14 protein-coding genes and 6 pseudogenes are annotated in these 22246 nt (G+C 59.4%); 14 read left to right on the forward strand and 6 right to left on the reverse strand.

The annotated features are described in order from the left end of the window. Positions 1-187: 187 nt before the first annotated feature. The 7 genes and pseudogenes from B4967_RS11160 to B4967_RS11190 all read left to right on the forward strand — a co-directional run bounded on the left by B4967_RS11160 (position 188) and on the right by B4967_RS11190 (position 5955). Positions 188-544 (forward strand): RidA family protein, encoded by a 357-nt coding sequence (locus B4967_RS11160; RefSeq protein WP_054641705.1) that lies wholly within the window; start codon positions 188-190, stop codon positions 542-544. A gap of 114 nt (positions 545-658) precedes the next feature. Next, positions 659-1426 carry a helix-turn-helix transcriptional regulator gene (locus tag B4967_RS11165; RefSeq protein ID WP_083025242.1) on the forward strand — a complete coding sequence of 256 codons (768 nt, stop codon included), beginning with the start codon at positions 659-661 and terminating at the stop codon, positions 1424-1426. Between the two features lie 116 nt (positions 1427-1542). Continuing rightward, a pseudogene (locus tag B4967_RS11170) lies at positions 1543-1898 on the forward strand (RidA family protein). A 1-nt stretch (position 1899) separates the two neighbouring features. Then, on the forward strand, positions 1900-2847 hold the full coding sequence (gene lhpI / locus B4967_RS11175) for a bifunctional Delta(1)-pyrroline-2-carboxylate/Delta(1)-piperideine-2-carboxylate reductase (RefSeq protein ID WP_083025243.1): 948 nt from the start codon (positions 1900-1902) through the stop codon (positions 2845-2847). A gap of 21 nt (positions 2848-2868) precedes the next feature. Then, positions 2869-3900 carry a histone deacetylase family protein gene (locus B4967_RS11180; RefSeq protein WP_083025245.1) on the forward strand — a complete coding sequence of 344 codons (1032 nt, stop codon included), beginning with the start codon at positions 2869-2871 and terminating at the stop codon, positions 3898-3900. After that, a pseudogene (locus tag B4967_RS11185) lies at positions 3897-5002 on the forward strand (class II histone deacetylase). The gene B4967_RS11180 and the pseudogene B4967_RS11185 overlap by 4 nt, the downstream one beginning before the upstream one ends. Continuing rightward, positions 4999-5955: pseudogene (locus tag B4967_RS11190) on the forward strand (branched-chain amino acid transaminase). Before B4967_RS11185 ends, B4967_RS11190 begins: the two co-directional pseudogenes overlap by 4 nt. A gap of 63 nt (positions 5956-6018) precedes the next feature. Here B4967_RS11190 and B4967_RS11195 read toward each other — a convergent pair. From B4967_RS11195 to B4967_RS11220, 6 genes and pseudogenes are all read right to left on the reverse strand, one after another. Further along, positions 6019-7143: a pyridoxal phosphate-dependent aminotransferase gene (locus tag B4967_RS11195; protein WP_083025247.1), complete on the reverse strand. Its 1125-nt coding sequence runs from the start codon at positions 7141-7143 to the stop codon at positions 6019-6021. Positions 7144-7170: 27 nt separating this feature from the next. Continuing rightward, positions 7171-8553 (reverse strand): FAD-binding oxidoreductase, encoded by a 1383-nt coding sequence (locus B4967_RS11200; RefSeq protein ID WP_083025249.1) that lies wholly within the window; start codon positions 8551-8553, stop codon positions 7171-7173. 49 nt (positions 8554-8602) lie between these two features. Continuing rightward, positions 8603-10234 (reverse strand): ABC transporter ATP-binding protein, encoded by a 1632-nt coding sequence (locus B4967_RS11205; protein ID WP_083025251.1) that lies wholly within the window; start codon positions 10232-10234, stop codon positions 8603-8605. Positions 10235-10261: 27 nt separating this feature from the next. After that, positions 10262-11095, reverse strand: coding sequence for an ABC transporter permease (locus tag B4967_RS11210; RefSeq protein WP_083025253.1), 834 nt, complete (start codon positions 11093-11095; stop codon positions 10262-10264). Next, positions 11092-12073: pseudogene (locus tag B4967_RS11215) on the reverse strand (ABC transporter permease). The gene B4967_RS11210 and the pseudogene B4967_RS11215 overlap by 4 nt, the downstream one beginning before the upstream one ends. 76 nt (positions 12074-12149) lie before the next feature. Continuing rightward, positions 12150-13707: pseudogene (locus B4967_RS11220) on the reverse strand (ABC transporter substrate-binding protein). Between the two features lie 214 nt (positions 13708-13921). Here B4967_RS11220 and B4967_RS11225 point away from each other — a divergent pair. The 7 genes and pseudogenes from B4967_RS11225 to B4967_RS11250 all read left to right on the forward strand — a co-directional run bounded on the left by B4967_RS11225 (position 13922) and on the right by B4967_RS11250 (position 22137). Beyond that, positions 13922-14632, forward strand: coding sequence for a GntR family transcriptional regulator (locus B4967_RS11225; RefSeq protein ID WP_083025254.1), 711 nt, complete (start codon positions 13922-13924; stop codon positions 14630-14632). Next, the gene (locus B4967_RS11230; protein WP_340638750.1) at positions 14610-15509 is read left to right on the forward strand and encodes a histone deacetylase family protein; all 900 of its coding nucleotides are present in this window, start codon (positions 14610-14612) and stop codon (positions 15507-15509) included. Before B4967_RS11225 ends, B4967_RS11230 begins: the two co-directional genes overlap by 23 nt. Next, on the forward strand, positions 15487-15633 hold the full coding sequence (locus B4967_RS20925; protein ID WP_340638751.1) for a hypothetical protein: 147 nt from the start codon (positions 15487-15489) through the stop codon (positions 15631-15633). The genes B4967_RS11230 and B4967_RS20925 overlap by 23 nt, the downstream gene beginning before the upstream one ends. 104 nt (positions 15634-15737) lie before the next feature. Then, a pseudogene (locus B4967_RS20930) lies at positions 15738-19401 on the forward strand (ATP-binding protein). Next, a complete protein-coding gene (locus B4967_RS11240; RefSeq protein ID WP_083025256.1) occupies positions 19398-20033 on the forward strand; it encodes a condensin complex protein MksE in 636 nt (211 codons plus the stop codon). Before B4967_RS20930 ends, B4967_RS11240 begins: the two are co-directional and overlap by 4 nt. Next, positions 20030-21271: a hypothetical protein gene (locus B4967_RS11245; RefSeq protein WP_083025258.1), complete on the forward strand. Its 1242-nt coding sequence runs from the start codon at positions 20030-20032 to the stop codon at positions 21269-21271. The genes B4967_RS11240 and B4967_RS11245 overlap by 4 nt, the downstream gene beginning before the upstream one ends. After that, a complete protein-coding gene (locus tag B4967_RS11250; RefSeq protein WP_083025260.1) occupies positions 21268-22137 on the forward strand; it encodes a DUF7281 domain-containing protein in 870 nt (289 codons plus the stop codon). Before B4967_RS11245 ends, B4967_RS11250 begins: the two co-directional genes overlap by 4 nt. The last annotated feature ends 109 nt before the right edge of the window (positions 22138-22246 follow it).

Below are 22246 nucleotides of genomic sequence, written 5' to 3' on the forward strand. Positions count from 1 at the left end.
TCGCTAGGCCCTTTTTTTGTGCCCGTTGTTTGATGATTCACGCTAATAAAACGTTTTAGTGAAGATGTCAGTGAGTCAAAAATTCCAAATTTCAGCCCATTAGGGCCTAGTGCTAAACGCTTTTTATGGTAAATATGCGGGGTTGTTATAAACGAAAGAAAAAACCTACCTTCGCTGGAGATATCCCATGGGCGTGACCTATCACGAAAGCAATGCACGTATGAGCCAAGTGGCTGTTCATAACGGAACGGTCTACCTCGCGGGCCAAGTACCGGCAGATGCCACGGTGGGCATGCGTGGCCAAACCGAGCAGGTGTTGGCGCGCATCGATGAGCTGCTGGCGCAGGCGGGCACCTCTAAAGAGCACCTGATCTCTGCTCAGGTGTGGGTGACCGATATGGCCGAGTTTGCGGAAATGAACGAAGTGTGGGAAGCCTGGGTGGTGCCGGGTCGTCCGCCGGTACGCGCGGCGCTGGAAGCCAAGCTGGCCAAGCCCGAGTGGAAAGTGGAAATTATGGTGATCGCAGCCCTGCCTGACGCATAAGGGTAGTGGCCTGTTGTAGGGTGCGTTAATGCAACGTTAACGCACCCTCGATTTTAAGCGGGGCATCGCCGTATAGTGAAGGCCCTTGTTGAGAATCAACCCAATGGTAAGTTCATGGCCCAGTTTGAGCTGCATAGCCGCAATTTGGCCCCAGAGCAGGTGGCGCACTCCCACAATTTCCACCAGCTAATCCTGGCGACGTGTGGCGTTACCGAGCTTGCCATGGAAGGCCAGGGGGAGCGGGTCACCGCTCGCCGTGGCTGTTTGATCCCTTCGTCGCGCCATCACGAGTATCAGGGCGATGGCAGCAACCGTACGCTGGTGCTGGATATCCCCGTGCAGCACTTAGCCACGCTGGAAAAGGGCAGTGAGATTGAGCGCTTATTCGATAAGCCGCGTTTCTTTACCGTTCCGCCTGCCTTAAATCAGCTTACCCATGCGCTCGCTCATCAGCTTGATCAGTGCCCAGCACTGCAAAATGAAATCGCCGTGCTGCTGCTGCGGGCGCTCTATATGTACCTAAACGATGCGCCAAAACAGACGGCCGACCAGCTCGGAGTTCGGTGTATCAGCGAACGGCTCGATCTAGAACGTTTGGATGCTTGGCTAGATCAGCATTTGGCGGATGAAATACGGGTGGAGCAGTTAGCCGCGCTGTGTGCGTTAAGCCCTGGGCACTTTCATAGCTGCTTTCGCGAGTTAACTGGCGTGACGCCGCTGGCTTATGTACAGCGCAGGCGGTTAGAGCATGCGCGCACGATGGTTCGCCATAGCGCGCTGAGTCTTGGCCACATTGCCATGCTGGTGGGCTTTCGCGACCAAGGCAGCTTCTCCCGCGCCTATCGTCGTTACTTTGAGATTTCCCCCTCTTCTGATAGATAACGCCTGAACACGCTGCCTGCCTGACTTGCGGGCAAATTTGCCAGAGTTTCGGGTCAGCACACCCTTTTGCATCGTCGTAGTCTCAAGAGGATCCCCCCCTTCCTTGGAGAGACCCCATGGGCGTGACCTACCAAGACAGCAATACTCGCATGAGCAAAGTGGCGATTCATAACGGCACGGTGTATCTCGCAGGCCAAGTGCCAACGGATACCACCGCCGATATGCGTGGGCAAACCGAGCAAGTGCTTGCACGTATCGACCAACTGCTGGTGCAAGCGGGGACATCCAAAGAGCACCTAATTTCTCCCAAGTGTGGGTCACCAGCATGGCGGAGTTCGATCAAATGAACCAAGCTTGGGATGCCTGGGTAGTGCCGGGCCGCCCGCCAGTGCGCGCCGCGCTTGAAGCCAAGCTGGCTAAGCCTGAGTGGAAAGTCGAAATCATGGTCATCGCCGCAGTTCCGGAGGCATGATATGCAGGTCGTCTCAGCAGTGGAAGTAGCAAAGTATCTTGCTTGGCAAGGGTTGATCGAACGCTTACGGCATACCTTTGTGAACGGCGTGGAATCTCCGCCGCGTCATCACCATGCTAGGCACCGTCCAGATGGTGAAGTCACCATGCTGCTGATGCCCGCCTGGGAAGCCGCTGGCTATATCGGTGTGAAAATGGTCAACGTGTTTCCGCAAAACGCCGAGCACGGTATTCCCGCTATTTCCGGGCTTTACCTGCTAAGCGAAGGCAAGCACGGCCAGCCGCTGGCCTGTATCGATGGCAGTGAATTAACCCGCCGCCGTACTGCGGCAGCCTCTGCTCTGGCTGCTCAAGCATTAGCCAACGAAGAGGCTGATACGCTATTGGTCGTGGGGACAGGAAAGCTGGCACCCATGGTAATTGAAGCCCACGCTAGCGTGCGGCCGATCAAGCGGGTACTGATCTGGGGACGTAACCCCAGCAAGGCAACGGCGATTGCTGAGGAGTACGCAAGCCGTTTTGATACCCAAGTAGTAGAAGCATTACCCGCCGCCGTGGCGGAAGCGGATATTGTCAGTTGCGTGACGCTCTCTACCCAGCCGATCATTAAAGGCGAATGGCTGACGCCAGGAACACACCTGGATCTAATTGGCGCGTTTCGGCCGCAAATGCGGGAAACCGACGCAGAGTGCTTACGCCGCTCACAAGTATTTGTGGATACCTACGCCGGGGCAAAAGGCGAAGCGGGAGATATTCTGCAGGCCATAGATGAAGGCGCTTTCCAATTTGATGACATCCAAGCCGAGCTTGCCGAAGTGCTGACAGGCACCAAACCTGGGCGCTCGGATAAAGACGCCATCACGCTATTTAAATCGGTGGGCTCTTCGCTGGAAGATTTAGCCGCTGCTATTGAAATATGGGAGTCACTGCCTGAATCTGCTGTTTCATAGTTTCGCTAAGGACTGCGACCCATGAAGTGCTTTTATCATCCTGATCAGGCGATGCATGCGCCGCCTACCTACCTGCTACGTGGCCAGCCCGTCGCATCGCCGGAAGGCCCGGTGCGTGCCGAGCTACTGACGCAGGGGTTAGCAAAGGCTGGCTTAGTGCTCACTGCGCCAGTTGAGTCAGACTCCCCCAAGCTGCGTAAGCGCTTAGAGCAAATTCATACGCCGCGTTACCTGACGTTCTTGGAAACAATATATGCCCGCTGGCAGGCGCTGCCCAATGCCGCCGAGTTCGTGGCACCCAACATTCACCCCTGCGGAGGAGGCCACCACTACCCGCGCCACCCGCTTGGGCAAGCGGGCTGGCACCTGCACGATATGGCCTGCCCGCTCAGCGCGACCAGTTTTCAAGGTGCGCTGGCCTCGGCCGCCACTGCTGAGGCGGCAGCAGAAGCGGTGCTAGACGGAGAACCGGTGGCCTATGCGCTGTGCCGCCCGCCAGGCCACCATGCTGGGCCGGAGCGCGCAGGCGGCTTTTGCCTGCTGAACAACTCTGCGCTGGCGGCTACCGTGCTGCGCGAACGCTTTGCCAAGGTAGCGATTATTGATGTGGACCTGCACCACGGTAACGGCACCCAGGATATTTTCTACGCCAGAAATGATGTATGGACTGGCTCGCTACACGCCGACCCCAGCGATTTTTATCCGTTTTTCTGGGGCGGTGCCGATGAAGAGGGTAGCGATGAAGGCGTGGGTTGCAACGTGAATCTCCCCCTGCCGGTGGGCAGCGATGGCGAGGTCTATTTAGATGCGCTGGCGATCCTGATCGACCATCTGCAGCGCTATGAGCCGGATGCGGTAGTGGTGGCACTCGGGCTGGATGCCCATAAAGATGACCCGTTAGCGGGCCTTAATGTGGAAACCGAGGCGTTTATCGAGGTGGGCAAACGCTTAAAAGCGCTCTCGCTACCCATGGTGATTGTGCAGGAAGGCGGCTACCCCACCGAGCATTTAAGCGCCAACCTAGCGGCCTTTATGCAGGGGGTTACCGCATGAGTAAAACCGCATTTTACTGGCACGAACGCTGCTTTTGGCATGACCAGGGGGCCATCGGCGTGTTCTCCGCGCCGGGGAGTTCTTGCAGCCCCAGGCCGCCTCGGAAAGCCCTGAGAGCAAGCGGCGGCTGAAGAATATTCTGGAAGTCAGCGGGCTGATTGACGAGCTTTACGTGGTGAAACCGCCTGCTGCAACGCTCTCTGACCTACTGCGTTTTCATACCCCGCGTTATTTGGATGAACTGCAAGCAGGGGATAAAGCACGGGGTGGCAATGGCGGAGACTGCGCGCCCTATATGCCGGGCAGCTGGGCGGCGGCAACCCACTCAGCGGGGCTAGCTATTGCTGCCATTGAGGCCGTGGCACTGGGCGACTTGGATAACGCCTATGCGCTATGCCGCCCGCCGGGCCACCATGCCGAAGCCGACCAGGGCCGAGGATTCTGCCTGTTAGGCAATATCCCCGTTGCGGTAATGCGTGCCCGCGCCCTAGGTCAAGCCAAGCGCGTGGCGATACTCGATTGGGACGTTCACCACGGCAACGGCCAGCAGGCGGCGTTTTATCACGACCCCGATGTCTTCACCGTTTCCATGCACCAAGCGGCCAACTACCCGCTGGAAACCGGTGGTTTCGACGAGCAGGGCGAAGGGGCCGGGTTGGGCGCTAACCTTAACCTGCCGCTACCCCCAGGCTGTGGCCTGGGGGCCTACGCGTATGCCATGGAAACATTGGTGCTGCCCGCTTTGGAGGCATTCAAGCCTGACCTAATCGTGGTGGCCTGTGGCTATGACGCCTGCGCCAAAGACCCGCTAGGCAAGATGCTGCTCAACAGCCAGGCTTTCGCCACTATGCCCGCTCAAGTCAAGGCCGGGGCAGAGCGCTGCTGCAGCGGCAAGCTGGTGGTGGTGCATGAAGGCGGCTACTCCGAAGGCTACGTGCCGCTCTGCGGTCAGGCGGTAATCCAAACCCTTGCGGGCAGTAAGACCGCCGTGTTCGATCCACAAAACGAAGAAATTGCCGCCTGGGGCTATCAATCGCTGCAGCCACACCAGCAGGCGTTAATTGATGGCTGGCACCAACAGTGGGAGCAAACAACCCGATGACACCACTCTATGATCGTGACGGCTGGATTTGGCTGGATGGTCAATGGCTCGCTTGGCGGGACGCCAAAGTGCATGTGTTCACTCATACGCTGCACTACGGCATGGGCTGCTTTGAGGGGGTGCGTTCCTATGCAGGAGCGCAAGGCCCCCAACTGTTTCGAGTGGCCGAGCATACTCGCAGGCTAGTGGAAAGTGCCCATGCGCTGGATATTCCACTGCCGTTTAGCGAAGCCGAGCTAATTGATGCCCAGCGCGAAAGCCTGACTAAAAACGGTTTAAGCAGCGCTTATTTAAAGCCCACCGTTTTTCTAGGCGCGGAAGGCCTGGGGCTGCGGGCCCAAGGGCTGACCACCCATGTGATGATTGCTGCCTGGGATTTAGGACCCTACATTTCCCCTCACGCGGCGTCCCACGGCCTGCGTGCTTTAACCTCTTCCTTGGCGCGCCATCACGTCAATATCAGCCTGTGTCGCGCTAAAACCAGCGGCCATTACGTGAACTCGATGCTGGCGCTCAATACGGCGGTAAAAGCCGGTTTGACGAAACCATCATGCTCGACCCAGAGGGCTATGTGGCCGAGGCTTCGGCGGCGAACGTCTTTTTGCTGCGCGATGGCGTGCTGCACACCCCGGAAGTAACCTCCTGCCTGCAGGGCATCACCCGCGATAGCGTCATTCAACTGGCCCGCGATGTGTTAGGCATCGAGGTGAAAGAGCGGCGTATTGCCCGCGATGAGCTTTACACCGCTGATGAAGCCTTTTTAACTGGCACCGCCGCCGAAATTCTGCCGCTGAGGGAGCTGGATGGGCGCAGAGTTGGCAGCCGTGCTGGGGCACCGCCGCCCAGCGAGCCGATTGCGGCTAATAGCGTGACGGCTCAACTGCAGCACCTTTATCGCACAAGCGGTGCGCGGCGAGCTAGAGGCTTACCAGCACTGTCTAACTCCGGCATAACCTTGTAATAGCCCTGGCATAGTTCTTGGCATAGTTCTTGGAATAGCACCGGGGCAAGCGGCGCTAGCCGTGCTGCTGTAGGGCCTTTTCCAGTGCGGCCAACCTGCCGGACTCCAGCGCTTCTTCCACTGCCGTAATACGGATCACGTTGGCTAGCTCAGGGTGGGCGAGGCGGGCAACCAGCACGCCCTCGGCCAGTAGCTCCTGGTGTACTGCAGCGGCCAATTCCGCGCTGGGAAGTCGAATGCCGATAAAGTTCGTCGCGCTGGGCAGCACGTCGGCACCCAGGCCGATAAAGTGCAGCGCCAGCTGCTCGCGACGGGCTTTGACCGCCTCGATGTGCTGGTGAACTTCTTCGGGGTGGTCGAGCACAACTTCGGCGGCGGCCTGGGTGAATGAAGACACTGCGTAGTGAATACGCACCTTCATCATTATCGCCAGCACATCAGGCTCGGCAATCGCGTAGCCAATCCGCATTCCGGCGAGGCCGTGAGCTTTGGAGAGCGTGCGTAGGCGAATCACGCCCGGAAGCGCCTGGCCGAGAAACTCGCTTCCCGCGTCATCACGAAAATCCCCGTAGGCTTCATCCAGCAGCAGCCAGCACGCCTCCGGCAGCGCCTCGCGCAGCTTAAGAATCGCACTATCGCTATGCAGGTGGCCGCTGGGGTTATCTGCGTTCGCTAAGTACACCAACCGCGCCTCTTCTTGATGGGCTGCTGCCGCTAGCGCTTCTAAATCCGGGGCGAGTACGCCGGGGGCTTCATGGTAGCTTGGCTCAACCAAGCGGCAGCCCTGGCCTAACTCAAAGTAACCGAAGGTAGGGTAGGTGCCTGCAGTGCTCACCACAACGTCTCCCGCCGTGCAGGTAGTGCGCAGTGCAAGGGCGATCAGGCTATCGGCACCGGCATCCACCAGCAGATGCTCCAAAGGAATGTTCTGTTGCGCGCTCAAGCGTTGGCGTACCCCTAACGCCTCGGCATCGCCATAGCAGTAAACGTGCTGCGCCACCGCATCGCCAAAGTGTTCCCGCAGGGCACGGTGGGGCATATCCAGCCCCTCATTAGAGCCCAGCCGATGGGGAATCTCTCGGCCCAGTTTACGCTCCAATACTTTGATCCCTGGAAAAGGGTTTACGGGGCCTTCACCTGTGAGATGCTCGGGGTAGCGGGGCTTGCTATGAGAGGACATGGGCGAATCCTAAAATATAAAAAGTGTTTAGCTTAAAATTTTACCGCGATTCAGCAGTCGATGCGGGTCAAGCGCATGCTTTAACGTTTGCATCAATTCCATTTCAGCCGCTGAACGGCAGGGGCTCAGCCAGGGTCGCTTCTCCAAGCCAATACCGTGTTCGGCCGAGATCGAGCCGCCTAACGTTGCCAGCGGTTGATAGACCATGGCTTCCACCTCGCGACGTACCGACACCTCGGCACTCCCGGCGCTGACGGAAATATGCAGGTTGCCATCGCCTAGGTGGCCAAACACGACCAGCCGCGCATCGGACCAGCGCTGGGTCAGCTGGGCCTCCAGCTCATCGGTGTAGCGCTGCATTTCGGCAATCGGCAGACTAACATCGAAGGTGAATAACGGCGCCAGCCCTTGGATGAGCCCCTCAATATCCTCACGAATGGCCCATAAACCATCGCGCTGGGTACTGGATTGTGCAATCACCGCATCGACAATGAGTTCCTGCGCTAAGGCGCTCTCTAGCGCTTCACGAAATTGGGTAGCATTGCGTTCGGCATCACTGCCCAAAGATTCGATAATGACATAGAAAGGGTGCTCGGTAGCAATCGGCGGGTTGTGGCGGCCCAGCGTTTCGGTGAGCAGTCGGTAGTGGTTTTGCCACATGACCTCGAAGGCGCCGAGGTTTCCTCCCAGTGCTTTGCCCATATGGCTGAGTAGCCCGGTGAGCGCCTCAAATGAGGGGCAGGCCACCATTGCCGTTTGTTCGCTGGGGGTCGGTGGCTGCAGGCGCAGCACTGCGCGGGTCACAATCCCCAGGGTGCCTTCGCTACCGATAAACAGCTGCTTCAAATCGAAACCGGCGTTGTTTTTCAGCATGCGATTCATGGAGCTGACCACGCGGCCATCGGCCATGACCGCTTCTAACCCCAACACCTGCTGGCGCATCATGCCGTAGCGAATCACCCTAACGCCGCCGGCGTTGGTGGCGATATTGCCACCAATCGTGCAGCTGCCCCGAGCGCCCAGATCCAGCGGAAACTGCAGGCCGACCTCTTTTGCCGCCTCTTGAACCCTCTGCAGCGGTGCCCCCGCCTGCACGGTGAGCGTCCCGCCCACGTGGTCTATTTCTTCAATGGCGGTCATGCGCTCAAGCGAGATCACTAGCTCATCGGGGCTAGCCTCCGCTCCATGTACCAAGCCCGTTAAGCCGCCGTGGGTGACTACTGGCTGCAGCAACTCGTAGCAGGCACGCATCACCGCAGAAAGCTGCTCAGTATTCGCCGGGCGAACAATCGCCCCAGCTTGGCAGGGCGCGCCCGTCATCCAATCCACGCGACGGCTGTGCACATCGTCGCCAGTCAATACATGGGCCGGGCCAACAATAGCGCGCAGCGCCTCCAGGGTTATTTGCATGTATTTTCCTTAGCTTGTCTTTCTCATTTTGTCTTGCCCATTCGGTAAATTACGCTGTCGCCGCTACGGGGGCTTCGCGGCCGGGAATGGCCTTGAGCAGATCCTGGGTGTAAGCCTCTTGTGGAGCGAGGAAAATCTGCTCGGCGCTGCCTTGCTCAACAATGCGGCCGTGCTGCATGACCACGATGCGGTCACAGATATGCGCGGCGACGCGTAGATCGTGAGTGATAAACAGCAGCGAAAGCGAAAGGCGCTGTTTTAATTCCTCCAGTAGCTCCAGTACCTGGGCCTGAATCGACACATCCAACGCCGAGACGGCTTCGTCTGCGACGATCAGCTCGGGGTTGAGCGCTAGTGCTCGGGCAATGCCGATCCGCTGGCGCTGGCCGCCGGAAAACTCGTGAGGAAAGCGCTCCACGGCGCTGGCACCCAAGCCGACCATGTCGAGCAGTTCGCCCGCCTGCTTGAGCGCCGTGGCTTTGGGCGTGCCGTTGGCAATCGGCCCCTGGGCAATTGCCATACCCACTTTGGTGCGTGGGTTGAGCGAGGCGTAAGGGTCTTGGAAGATCATCTGCACCCGGTGGCGCTCCCGGCGCAGCGCATCGCCTTTGAGCTGGGAGAGATTTACCCCATCGAGCAGCAGCTCGCCGCTATCGGGGTGCTCTAAACGCACCACGCAGCGCCCGAGAGTGGATTTTCCAGAGCCGGACTCACCGACAATACCTACCGTTTCACCCCGGGCCAGAGTGAGCGAAACATCATCAAGGGCATGCACTTCACGGGAGGGCTTGAGCCAACCGCCCCGAGAACGAAACACTTTGCTCAGCTGCTTGATCTCCAGCAGCGGGGCGACTTGGCTAGTCTCCCGGTGGGGCGGCACCGCATTGCTGGGAATCGCGGCAATCAACGCTTGGGTGTAGGCGTTCTGAGGATTTTCGAGTACCGGTTTGGCGTCGCCTAGTTCGACAATCTTGCCGTGGCGCATGACGCAAACGCGATTGGCGATTTCAGCCACCACGCCAAAATCGTGGGTAATAAACATCACGGCCATACCGCGCCGCTGCTGCAAGTCGCGGATCAGTTCCAGAATCTGCGCCTGGGTAGTGACATCTAGCGCCGTAGTGGGCTCATCGGCAATCAGCAAAACGGGCTCCAACGCCAGCGCCATGGCGATCATCACCCGCTGGCGCTGACCGCCGGAAAGCTCAAACGGGTAGGCGCGAATGGCTTTCTCCGGCTGGGGGATTCCCACTTCGATTAACAGCTCCAGCGCGCGGGCCTGGCGCTCTTTAGGAGTGAGCTGGCCGTGAGCCTCGAACACCTCGGCAATTTGCGCGCCTACCCGCATCAGCGGATTCAGGGCGGTCATTGGCTCCTGGAAGATCATGCCGATTTTTAGCCCGCGCAGGGCGCGGTGCTGCTTTTCTGACAGGGCAAGTAGATCCTGCCCTTCAAAGAGTATCTCGCCCTGGGTGGCGTGTACGCCCTTGGGCAGTAGCCCCATTACGGCATTGGCGGCCATCGATTTACCGGAACCGGACTCGCCCACCACGCACATGATTTCGCCGCGCTTCACCTCGTAGCTCACGTCCTCCACAGCTAGGGCACGATCCGCCCCTTTGGGGAGCGCAATATTGAGGTCGCGAATGCTGAGGACGGTTTCTGTCGATGCTTCATTCATAACAGGCACTCCAGCCATAACAAACGCCTAGCGCTCGCGTGATAGTTTGTGGTTCAGTGCGTCGTCTAACCCTTCACCCACCAGGTTTAACGCCAGTACGGTGAGCAGAATCGCCACCCCCGGGAAGAAGCTTAGCCACCACGCCTGGCGAATCACCGTGCGCGCCGCGCCGATCATATAGCCCCAGGACATCACGTTAGGATCGCCCAGGCCGAGAAACGACAGCGCCGACTCCAGCAAAATCGCGGTGGCGACCATGAGTGATGCCAGCACGATAATCGGCGACAGCGTATTGGGCAGAATCTGGCGCAGGATAATCGTGGTGTTGGACTGACCGACCAAACGAGCGGCTTCGACATACTCGCGGTGGCGCAGCGACATAAACTCGGCGCGCACGAAGCGGGCCACCGGCGGCCAACTGACAATCGCAATCGCCAGCACGATGGAGGTAATGCTGGGCTGCATAATCGCCACCAGCACTATCGCCAGCGCGAAGTTGGGGATGGTCTGGAAGAACTCGGTAAAGCGCATCAATATGTCGTCAATGATGCCACCGTAGTAGCCTGCAATGGCCCCCAAGGGAACGCCAATCAGCAGCGCCACGCTGGTGGATACCAGCCCAATCAACAGCGACACCCAGGCGCCGTGCATTAAGCCAGAGGCCACATTGCGGCCCATGGTGTCGGTGCCTAGGGGAAAGCCATCTTGCGAGAGCGGCGGCAAAAAGGGTCGCTGCACCATGCGCCAGGGCGATTCGGGAAACAGCAGCGGCGCCAGTATGGCCATGGCGATAATCAGCAGCAGGATGATCAGCCCGATGAGGGCGCCACGGTTCTGCGCGAAGCGTGCGAAAAAGCTCATGCGGCCCCCTTCTTGATGCGTGGATCAGCCAGGCTGTACACCAAATCGGTAATGATGTTGAAGACAATCACCAGCGCCGCCGAGAAGAAGAAAATGCCCACCAGTAGGTTGTAGCCGCGCTGCCCAAGGGCTTCGAACATTAAGCGGCCCGATGCCGGGCCGGGCAAACCCGGTGTCGGTCAGGATCGCCCCGCCGACCATCTGCCCCGCCTGCAGGCCTGCTAACGTGATTATCGGTAGCAGGGCATTACGCAACACATGACGGCGCTGAATAATGCTGGGCTTCAAGCCCTTGGCGCGGGCGGTTTTGACGTAATCCTGCTGAGCGGCTTCCAGCATCGACGTGCGCGTCATGCGGGTGTAAATCGCCATAAAGAACAGCGCCAGCGTGGTGGCGGGCAATACCAAGTGCTTGGCCACATCGAGCACCAGCGCCAACCCCGTATGGCCCGCCCCCACGGTGTAAAGCCCATAGGCGGGCAGCCAGCACAGGTAAACGGAAAAGACCACCACCGACATCAGTGCGACCCAGAACAGCGGCGTGGCGTAGAACACCAGCGCCAGCGCCATGATCAGTGAGCCAGAGGGCTTCTTGACCCGCGCGGCGGCCATGGAGCCTGCCACAATGCCCAGTACCAGCGAGAGCACAAAGGCAGTGCCGGTGAGCAGTAGGGTGGCGGGCAGGCGTTCCATAAGCAGATCAAACCCCGGCACGCCCAGTCGGTAGGAGTAGCCGAAATCGAGCATGGCGATACCCGACACGTAATGCCACAGCTGTACATACATCGGCTGGTCGAGCCCAAAGCGCTCGCGCAACTGATCGAGAAACTCCTGATCCGCGGCACCTGCTTCGCCGGCCAGAATGGCGGCCGGGTCACCGGAGGCCAGCTGAATTAGCAGGAAGTTAAAAATAACGATTAAAAACAGCACAATCACGGCCTTGAGAAGCCGCATTAGGATGAGGCGCGCGTAAACCATAAGTCGTTTCCTGACGAATACCTTCAAGGCGTGGCTAGAAAACCCAGGTAGCAGGCGCTACCTGGGTGGCTTGGGTTTAGCGATCTAGCCAAGCATCTTTAAAGCCGTCGTTAACACCCACGCCGGAGGTGACCAGGTTTTTCACATCACAGCGGTAAAGGGTCGGGAAGCCTAGCTCCATCAGCCAGCCAACGGGCACGTCTTCATGGAGGATTTCCTGTACTTCGCGGTAAAGTTTTTCGCGCTCTTCGTCGGGGAATGCCGTGGCGGCCTCGTTGGAGAGTTCGTCGACACGCTCGTTTTCGTAGCCCTCTACGTTATTCCAAGGCGAGCCTTTGGCAATGTTGTCGGAAAGGTAGGTGCGTGAAATACCCAGCGCCGGGTCGCCGTACTGGTAGAGGTAGGTAAATGCTAGGTCGTAATCCCAATCGCCCAGGCGCTGGTTCCAGCCGCCCACGTCGGTGGCCTGGGTTTCAACGTTAATGCCCACTTCGCGCAGGTTCTGCTGCACGGCTTCTGCCCAGCGGGTCCAGGTTTCGCCGTAGGGCAGCGGCAGGATGGTGATCTCTTCACCGTCATAACCCATTTCATCCAGCAGCTCACGGGCGCGGTCTGGATTGTAGTCGTAGGGTTCTAGGTCATCATTCTGGAAGCGCGCATTGGAGCCAAAGGCGGAGAGCGGCACATTGCCCAGACCGTTCCACAGAACATCTTTGGCGAACTCGCGATCCATGGCGTACATCACTGCTTGACGGAAGCGCTTGTCAGCGGTGGGACCTTCGCGGTTGTTCATCCACAGCATGGCAAAGGGGCTGAAATATTCGTGGCCCTCTTCGGTCATGCAGACGTTATCCATCTCGGCTAGGCGAGGAATGTCGAAGTTCTCGACAGTGCCGCTGGGCAGCACGTCAATGGTCTCGTTCTCAAACGCCACCGCACGGGAAGCACCGTCAGGAATGATGTGCCAGTTCACGCCATCCAGGTAGGGCAGCCCCTCTTCGTAATACTCATCGTTCTTGACCAATTCAATCACCGTGCCGAGCTCCCAGTTGGAGAACTTGGAACGGGCCGGTGCCGATGGGGTGATCGTTGTGCTCGTTATTACGGAAATCGGTACCTGCATAAAGATGCTCAGGCACCATGGTAAAGGTGCCTGCTTCGAAGGAGATCAGGAACGGGCCGAAGGGCTGCTTCAGCGTAAATACGACGGTGTGATCGTCGGTGGCTTCGATACTCTCCACGTGCTGCAGCACGGCGCGGGCGCTGGGGTTCAACTCACGGTGGAAAACATCGGCGGAGAACACCACATCTTCAGCGTTGAAGGGCTCTCCATCGTGCCAGGTAACGTTCTCTCTCAGGTGGAAGGTGTAGGTGCTACCATCGTCGCTGACCTCACACGACTCCGCCAATTGCGGCATGGGCTCTAGGTCGGTGGTGTAACGGAGTAAGCCCTCATAAATATTGCCCGCGACGGTGCGGGTGGGCGCGTTCTGAATCATACCCAGCACTAGGCCCGGTGGCTCTGGCTGAATAATCGTATTTACGGTACCGCCCTGTTTGGGGTCTTCTGCCAGGGTGGTGGTTGAAACGGCGAGTGCTGCAGCGGAAATGGCCAAAGCCAATGGGGTCTTCATGTTTCCTGCTCCTCAGTTATTAGCACGTAATAGGCTTACGTAGTCGTTAGGCTAGCGAGGCGTGACGGTTCAGGCCCGATTGTGATGTTTATTAGGGACCTGTTTTGACCATAGCAGTGGTTTATAAAACTGTCGACAGTCGTCAGTCGGCCGTCGACAAAGATAGTTTTTGCGTCATACTAAAAGTACGTAATACTTAATATGAGTGTAAATTATGGCACCACCGTTAGCGGCGCCAAGCGCCTTTATTCAGCAACATAATCTCGTTGAACAGGTGGCCGACTACTTAACCCAAGCGATTATTCAGCAACACTTTTTACCCGGCGAACGGCTTTCTGAAGTACAGCTCTCCCGTGAGCTAGGAGTCAGCCGGGCACCGGTTCGTGAGGCGGCGCGCTTGCTGGAAAGCAGAGGTTTGTTGATCTCAAAACCCCGGCGAGGGTTTTTCGTTCGGGCGTTGAATGCCGTTGAATTAGAGGACGTCTTTGACCTGCGTTTATGTTTGGAGCGGCACGCGATTCAGCGTTTATCCGAGCATTACAGTGCTGAGGTTGAGCGTGCCCTAAAGCAGCAGGTAGAGGTACTGTGTGAGGCAGCGGCCAGCAACGATGGCACGAGCCGCATTGGGGAAGACTTACAGTTTCACCGCCTGATGCTGCACTACGCGGGCAACGAGCGGCTGCTGCGTGCCTTCGACAACCTGACCCACGAGCTGCGCCTGTGTATCACACTTATCACCAAGACCCATGAAGCCCCCGACACCATCGCGACCAGCCATTACAAGCTGTTGGACGCGCTCGGCAGTGGCCGCCCAGACGCTTGCCGTGAGGCGATTGATTACCATATCGGGGTGGCCCGCGATTTTGTGGTGAAGGGAGTGGGGGACACTGGAGACCATACCCATGAAGACGTTCTTCCACGCTGACCTGGCGCTTCATCAGCCGCAAACCTACTTCTCCCGCGGCAAAATGCGCACGCCTCAGGAAGTGCCCGAACGCGCCATGCACCTGCTAGCCGCCGCCAAAAGGCTTGGGTTTGAGCTCCAGGCACCTGTTGATCATGGCGTGGGGCCGCTAAGGGCGGTGCATTCGCTGGCCTATCTCCGGTTTCTGGAAAGTGCCCACCGGCGCTGGCATGCCCTGGGCGAAGATTGGGGTGAAGAGGTAATCTCTAATATCTTTGTGCGCTCACCCAACGCCCTGCGCGGGATATTGGCGGAAGCCGGGCGCTACTTAGCGGATGGCAGGGCACCAGTGGGGCAGCAGACCTGGCAGTCGGCTTATTGGCTGGCGCAGAGTGCCGTGGCTGGGGCAGAGGCGTTGCTGGCTGGGGAACGGCTTTCCTACGCGTTATCGCGCCCGCCGGGCCATCACGCGGGCATCGATTCTGCCGGTGGCTTCTGCTTTCTCAACAATGCTGCCATTGCTGCACAGCATCTCACCTCGCGCTCCCCGCGTATCGTCGTGCTCGACCCGGATATGCACCACGGCCAAGGCATTCAAGAAATCTTCTACCAGCGCGATGATGTGCTGTATATCTCGATTCACGGCGATACCACCAACTTCTACCCGGCAGTATCCGGCTTTGAAGAGGAGCGTGGGCAAGGCGCGGGGCTGGGCTACAACCTCAACCTACCGATGCCCCACGGTTCAGAAGAAGCAGGGTTCTTTGACCGCTTGGAGGAGGCTTGCCAAGCTATTCGCCTGTTCGAGCCGGATGCCATTGTTCTGGCACTGGGTTTCTATATTTACGAGCGCGAACCCCCAAGCCAAGGTCGCCGTGTCGACGCCAGGGTTTGCTGAACTTGGCCGCCGGGTAGCGGGCCTGAACGTACCCACGCTGGTAGTACAGGAAGGCGGCTACTACCTGGAAGGGCTGGAAGCCAATGCGGTGAGCTTCTTTGAGGGGCTACTCATGCGCGAATGATCGTGGTCGTGTGATTCCCACTGCTGCACCGAGAAGAGTAAGACAAGCGCTGGAGGTGTCTGGCAAGATAGCGTTTTCGGACGTTAAACGATCAAGGACACGGCATGGCCCACCTGCTACGCATCGTGATGATTCACGGCCACTTAAACGGGGTGGTCGAACTCAGTGTGGATGGCCACACCAATATTTGCGGCACCAACGCCTCCGGTAAAACCACGCTGCAGCGGCTGGTGCCGGTGTTTTACGGCGAATTACCTAACAAGGTCGTGCCCAAAACGCGCATGAAGTTCGATGCGTTCTACCTGCCCAACCGCAACAGCTACCTGGTGTACGAATACCGCCGCGAAGCGGGCAATATCTGCCAGGCGGTGCTGACCCGCAAAGCAGAAGGCGGGGTGGAGTACCGATTCGTTGGCGCGCCCTATCAGCCGGAAGACTATCTGGTAGAGAGCGAGGCGGGCGGAGCGGCGCTGGACTACACCCAGGGGCCAGCGGCCTGCGACGCAACGGCACGCCGGTGTCGCCCAAACTGGGCGCTACCTCTGAATTTCGCTCGGTGATCAAAAACGACTTTACCCAACGGCACGGCAACAGCCGCGACGGCCTCAAGCTGCGTCAGATCGCGTCGCAGTTCAGCCTAGTGAAGCCCGAGTGGCGCATCCGCCATATCGAAAAGCTGGTCTCCGGCGGTGCATGCCAAAGAGGGCAAGATGGACACCCTCAAAACCATGCTGGCGGCGAATTTCGAAGAGGATGGCGTCGAGCTGCCGGTAACTCGAATTCGCAACACCAAGGCGCGGGAGTGGATCGCCCAGATGCGCCAATCCATGCGTCTGGAACCGCTGCAGGCCTCTCTCGCCCGGCCGCCGGTATTGATCCTGAACGCGCCGACCTGGATGCCACGCTGTGGCAACTGAAGCCCCAGCTAGAAGAAGACCGCCGGAAAGCAGAGCGGCAAATGGCCGATGTAAATGCCGAGCTTGCCCGCCATCACCGCGAGCTCCAGCAGCGGGAGAGCGACTATAATGAGGCGCGGGACGCGCTAAACGACCGCCACAGCGAAGTGGTCAGCGATTTGCAGCAGACCCAGCGCCGCCTGAATGATCTACAAACCCAGTACGAGCAATACGCCGAGGCGGATATGCCCGCCCTGGAGCGCGACATCAACGCGCTGCCCCAGTGGCGGGAACAGCGTGACCAGCTGCGCACCCACCCAAACGTGATGCAGGACGCGGTAAAAGAGAGCCAAGCTCGCCTGGATGGTCGGCTGCGCGAATTGTCTGAGGCGCTGGCCCGCCAGACCCGTGAATCCCAGGAACTGATCGACGCCCTGGTCGAAGAGAAAGCCTTGCGCCGGGAGCAGCAGTGGGAATCCGAACAGCAGCTCAACGAACGCTACCAGCAGGAGCGCCAACGCCTGGAAGGCGAGTATCAGGCGCAGTTGGAACTCGGCGTTGAGCAACTCGCCGAACTGAAAGCGCACCTCTCGCTCTCGACCCAGACCGCCGAAGAGGCTTCCGAGGCGGAGCTTGCCCAGGCGCGCCTGGATCAGGCCCAGCAGGAGCGCAACGCCTCGGCCGCTACTCTGGATGGCCTGCGCCGGGAGTTTGAAAGCCGCAAACGCGAGCGGGACAGCGCCGAACAGCAGTTGGTGCAACTTCGACAGCAGTTAGAGCGCGCCGAGCAGCGCTGCTTTGCGCTCTATCAGCAGCGCGACCCGGAGCAGGGCAGCCTGCGACACTTCCTGCGCTACCATCGCCCCGGCTGGGAGCAGCAGTTAGGCAAGGTGATTGCGCCGGGCTGCTGGAGCGGCGTGCCCTCGCCCCGCAACTGGCAGAAGGCGCGAGCGTTGATCTGTTCGGGCTGGCGCTGGATCTTTCCGCCATTGCCCTGCCAGATTACGCCCAGGATGAAGCCAGCCTGCTGGCCGCCATCGAAGAAGCGGACACCGCCAAGCGCCGGGTGCAGACCGAGAGCCAAGCCGCCGAAAAATCGCTCAAACAGCATAACGAGCGAGTGCAGCAGGCCGATGAAGCCCAGGATCAGGGCCGCATGGCCCCCAAGCGCGCCGAGCAGGAAGTCGAGTTTGCGATAGAGGCCCGCCGCCAGCAGCACGAGCGCCACTCCAAGCGCCAGCAGGAGCGCCGCGCCGCCCATCAAACCGCGTTAGCCCGCCAAGAGCAGGCGCAAAAGGAGCTGCGCGAAGAGAAGCAACAGGCGCTTGCGGCCCTTAGCGAGACCCATCAAAGCCAGTTATTAGAGCTAAAAGCCGACGGCCAAAGCCAGGTGGATAGCCTGGATGCCCAACTGCGCCAGTATAAGCAGCAGTTGAGCGACGCCAACACCGAGCACCAGCGCCAGCGTGGGGAACTTGAAGAGGCCTTTAGCCAGGAACTGGCCGACCAGGGCGTCGACCCCGCCAAGCTAAAAGATACCAAGGAGCGGCTGGCCAGCCAGGAGGAACGCATTCGCGTCACCGCCGCTCGTCAGGATGAACTCACCGAGTACACCCGCTTTATGCGCGTCGAGTGGGGCCAGCACAAGCCGCAGCTGGTCGCGCAAGAAGCCGAATTGGAGCAGGCCGAACAGCAGCTTCAGCGTGATAAAGAGCGTCTAAAAAACGACTTTCAGGCGGCGCGCAAAGCCCACCAAAGCACGGTCAGCACGCTGAAAACCCAGCGGGAGAGTGAGTACGCCTGCCTGGAAGCCTTGAAGCCGCTGCTCACCCAGCTGGAAAGCCTTGCCATTGAACCCGACGGCCAAGCGCCCAGCGCGCCACTGGGCGATGTGGACGAGCGCATTGAGCGCGCCCGCCAGGCACTGGGCAATCGCCACCAGCTTATCGAGCAGCTGCGCCGTGGCTGCCTGGAAGTAGAAAGCCAACTGATCAAGGACGCCAGCAGCGGCTTCGCCGAAGCGCTGGAGAGCGAGCGCAGCAAACTGCAGAGCGACAATCCGCGCCTACAGCTGCCGCTACTGCGCGACATGCTCAAACTGCTCGAAGATCAACAGCAGCAGCTGATTCAGGAAGGGCGCAACCTAAGCGACGACCTGGATAAGTTCTTCACCGTATTCCGCGATTTGAACCGTCGCATTAGCGCCCAAAGCCGCCGACTCTCTGAAGAGGTCGCCGATGACCTGCGTTTGGAAGGCATCACCAAGGCCGAAGTGCGCATCCAGTCCACCATCGATGAACTGGCCTTCTGGGAGCCGCTGAAGCTGTTCGCCCAGCGCTATAAAGAGTGGCGGGAATCCGGCCAGACGCTGCCGAGCGACGACTACCTCAACGCCCTGGCGGACGTGGTCGATTTGCTGCGCAGCGACCAGCAGTACAGCTTTGAAAGCCTGCTGCGCCTGGAGCTGCACCTGAACGAAGGCGGCACCGATCTGGTGATCAAAAACGACCGCCAGCTGCTGGAGTCCTCTAGCCACGGCATGGCGTACCTGATTCTGTGCAAGTTCCTGCTCGCCTTTACCCGCCTGCTGCGCGGCGATGCGGAGATCGCCATCCACTGGCCCATCGATGAGATCGGCACCCTGGCGTACCACAACGTCGAAAAACTGTTCGACGCCTGCGACAGCAACCGCATTCATATCGTCGGCGCCTTCCCCAACCCTGAGTCCGATGTGCTGCTGCTGTTCGCCAACCGCTATCTGATCGACCGCGATGAGGACAACCCCAACAAGCGGGTGTTAAAACGCATCGAGCCACGGCTAAGCCGCCTGGCCGAGCGGCTCCAGGAACGTCAGCAGGAGGTGACGGTATGATCGAACATGGCCCACTGCTAGAGCGCCTGCTGGCCGGTGAGTTTGTCTGCCCGATCAGCGATGAGAGCGGCTATCGTCATCTCACCAATGAAGAGACCCGCGAAGAGATCGATACCTACCTGCGGCCGCTTAACCGGCGGCTGGCCAGCAACGAAGACGGCAGCGTCTATTTTCTGGCTTGGCGTCAGCTTAACGACAGCGCACGGGATCAGCTCTCCCGTCAGCTCGGCGATACCCTCAATAGCCTGCTGCCGCTGCTGGAGTGGCTGCAACTGGTTCAAGAGGCGCTGGGCCGGGATACCCTGGCCGCCCCCGGCGACGTACTCAAACCCGCCGAGTTCAGCGCCAAGTGCGAAGACAACCAAAGCCTACGCGAGCGCCTGGAACGCCTGGCCACCGACAGCTTTTTTGGCTCGCAAAGTGATCAGCTCGACGCCCAGGTAAAGCAGGTCTTCAAGCGCCTGAAAGAGCATGGCTACCTGCTCCAGCCCCATTCAGAGCGGCAGGTGTTTGTGGTCACCGGCAAGATCGACTACCTGGTGGATATGGTGCGCTTTATTCGCGATGAAGAGAACCTGCCCATCGAAGAGGGTAGCGAGGAGGGCTCTGGCGCTCAGGAGGCCCTTCTGTGAGTGGCGGTGAGCATGCACTCGAAAGCCGGCTGCTCAAAACCGGCAGTGAACGGCTGGCGCTGCTCGGCAAACACGCCGATGTGCTGATGCAGGCCTACACCCGCGATGAAGTGCCGCTGGAATCTCTTAGCGACAGCGCGCTGCGCAAGCTGCTGGCGGCGCGCATTCTATGGCGACCGGATGAGCAGAGCGGCGTGAAGCTGGCGCCCAAGGTGCGTGAACTGATCGCCGAGATGCTCGCCGACGAGACCCGCCGTCATGTGAACGCCGATGTAGCGGAAACCCTGGAGCTGATTCGCGCCTTGGTACACAGCTACCGGGAGGCGCGCAGCCGCGGCGAACACGGGCGGCTGGAGCAGCAGTTGATGCGCCTGCGCCAGGAGGTCGATGACCTGAACGGGCGCTTTGCCGATGCCATCGACAGCTTATGGCAGCGGCTGAATAGCGATTTCGGCTTTGTCAGCCAGCTCAACGACAAGATCCGCGAAAACGACCGCGCCCAGAAGCAGATCGCGAGGCTGCTGGACGGCCTGGCGCTGATCGACTTCGACGAGCTGATCGAACTTGTGGGCAGCGACGGCGGCCTGCGCAAACTATTGATCAGCCAGCTACAACAGCAGCTAAGCCACCACTACACCAGCCTGCGCGAAGTGCAGCGGCGCTTGATTGAACTGATGGCGCGCTTTCGCAAGCAACAGGCGCGCAGCCGCCTGATCAGCGGCATGGTCGCCTTTATGCGCGAACACCCCGGCTTTGTGCCGGGTAACTACGCCCGGCGCAGCGAGGTGCCAGGGCTGGTCAATCAGGCCGCCCCGCTAAGCGCTGCTGCCGCCCCGGCGCTGGATCGCAACCTGGAGTGCCGGTTGCTCGCCGACCTCCTGCACCGGCTACCCCAGCCGCGCCACACCACGCAAACCGTAGAAGCGGCGGCCCCTGCCCAAGCGCAAGAAAGCAGCCTCGCCGCTGCCCGCCAGCAGGCGCTCAAGCAGGATGTGGAACACTTCTATTTAAGTGTGATCGACCAGCCCCAGGCGAAGCCGGTCAGCGCCCTTGATTACCTGCACGCAAGCCCGCTGGAATGGCCGGATGAGATATGGCTCTTCCAGGTGATTTCCGAATACCAGGGCCTGCCACGCAGCGACCAGAAGGCGTTTCGACTCAAACAGCAGGAGAGCCAGGCCAGCCAATTCAATCACCTGCGCCTCATCCACGATGTAGAACTGCAGCTGGCCGTATGAACCTACCCAGCCGTGCACGCAATGGCCTAAACGGCGTCGCCCGCGAACTTCTCCGCCAACCCGCGGTGGAGAAGCCGCGCCGCCAGTGGGTAGACGACGTAGTGGCCTGGTGCCACCAGCACGACATTGACCTGGCCACGCGAATTAACAGTAAAGCGCTGCGCTTTGACACCGCCTTGCTGGCGCAGATCAATGACGTGTTAGAAAGCGCCCGCATAGCGCCGCTAGGCCGCTCACTCAGCGGCCTGACCAGCAGCGCCCAGGCAAAAGAAGGCGTAGAGGAAGACAAAGCCACCCGCGAAAGCCCCCGTGCAAGAAGGGTACTCGTCAGCTTTCCGCCGCAGCCAATAGCGGGGCTTGCCAACGAGCCACGGGCTATTCGCGATGTGGATGTACTCGGCCTAAAGCTGAGCGCGTTTAGCGCCTTGATTCAGGTCGAAAACCTCGACAGCTTCTATGAGTTCTCACCAGAAATACCATCACTAAGCGGCTACATAAACCCGCTGATCGTCTACCGCGGTGACAGCCACTACGGTGGTGGCTTTGCGTTACTGGTTGATGCTTGGCACAAAACCCGCCGAACACACATCTACGCCGGGGACTTCGATGTTAAAGGCGTCACGCTAGCGCTCGACAGCAACGCCACGCATATACTCCTGCCCGGCATTGAATGGCTTACTCAAAACGCCACGCCGTTGCATGTGCCTGCCGAGCAGTTTCCTTACCAACGGCGGCTTCGTAAGCACCTTGCTGCGCTGTCATCTGTCCATCCGTTGCGCGACTACCTCACATTGCTGTTGGAAAAGCAGCGGGGGCTTAAGCAGCAGTGGTTTGGTAGGGAGATGGTTTGCATTGCACTCAGTTAGGAGCAGTCTTGGTTGGGTTGCCACTCAAAATCGCTAGTTCGCGCTTTGCCTTGGTTGGCCGCTAGAGGCCTGATCAGCTTCAAAGGCCGCAGAGTAGTGGTTTTCTATG

This window comes from Vreelandella lionensis (assembly GCF_002087295.1).
In the GTDB taxonomy this organism is placed as follows: Bacteria; Pseudomonadota; Gammaproteobacteria; order Pseudomonadales; family Halomonadaceae; genus Vreelandella; species Vreelandella lionensis.

What these genes read in the sequence shown, in the direction of transcription:
- B4967_RS11160 (WP_054641705.1), top strand. Translation starts at nt 188, where the DNA reads ATGGGCGTGACCTATCACGAAAGCAATGCACGTATGAGCCAAGTGGCT.
- B4967_RS11165 (WP_083025242.1), top strand. Translation starts at nt 659, where the DNA reads ATGGCCCAGTTTGAGCTGCATAGCCGCAATTTGGCCCCAGAGCAGGTG.
- lhpI (WP_083025243.1), top strand. Translation starts at nt 1,900, where the DNA reads ATGCAGGTCGTCTCAGCAGTGGAAGTAGCAAAGTATCTTGCTTGGCAA.
- B4967_RS11180 (WP_083025245.1), top strand. Translation starts at nt 2,869, where the DNA reads ATGAAGTGCTTTTATCATCCTGATCAGGCGATGCATGCGCCGCCTACC.
- B4967_RS11195 (WP_083025247.1), bottom strand. Translation starts at nt 7,143, where the DNA reads ATGTCCTCTCATAGCAAGCCCCGCTACCCCGAGCATCTCACAGGTGAA.
- B4967_RS11200 (WP_083025249.1), bottom strand. Translation starts at nt 8,553, where the DNA reads ATGCAAATAACCCTGGAGGCGCTGCGCGCTATTGTTGGCCCGGCCCAT.
- B4967_RS11205 (WP_083025251.1), bottom strand. Translation starts at nt 10,234, where the DNA reads ATGAATGAAGCATCGACAGAAACCGTCCTCAGCATTCGCGACCTCAAT.
- B4967_RS11210 (WP_083025253.1), bottom strand. Translation starts at nt 11,095, where the DNA reads ATGAGCTTTTTCGCACGCTTCGCGCAGAACCGTGGCGCCCTCATCGGG.
- B4967_RS11225 (WP_083025254.1), top strand. Translation starts at nt 13,922, where the DNA reads ATGGCACCACCGTTAGCGGCGCCAAGCGCCTTTATTCAGCAACATAAT.
- B4967_RS11230 (WP_340638750.1), top strand. Translation starts at nt 14,610, where the DNA reads ATGAAGACGTTCTTCCACGCTGACCTGGCGCTTCATCAGCCGCAAACC.
- B4967_RS11240 (WP_083025256.1), top strand. Translation starts at nt 19,398, where the DNA reads ATGATCGAACATGGCCCACTGCTAGAGCGCCTGCTGGCCGGTGAGTTT.
- B4967_RS11250 (WP_083025260.1), top strand. Translation starts at nt 21,268, where the DNA reads ATGAACCTACCCAGCCGTGCACGCAATGGCCTAAACGGCGTCGCCCGC.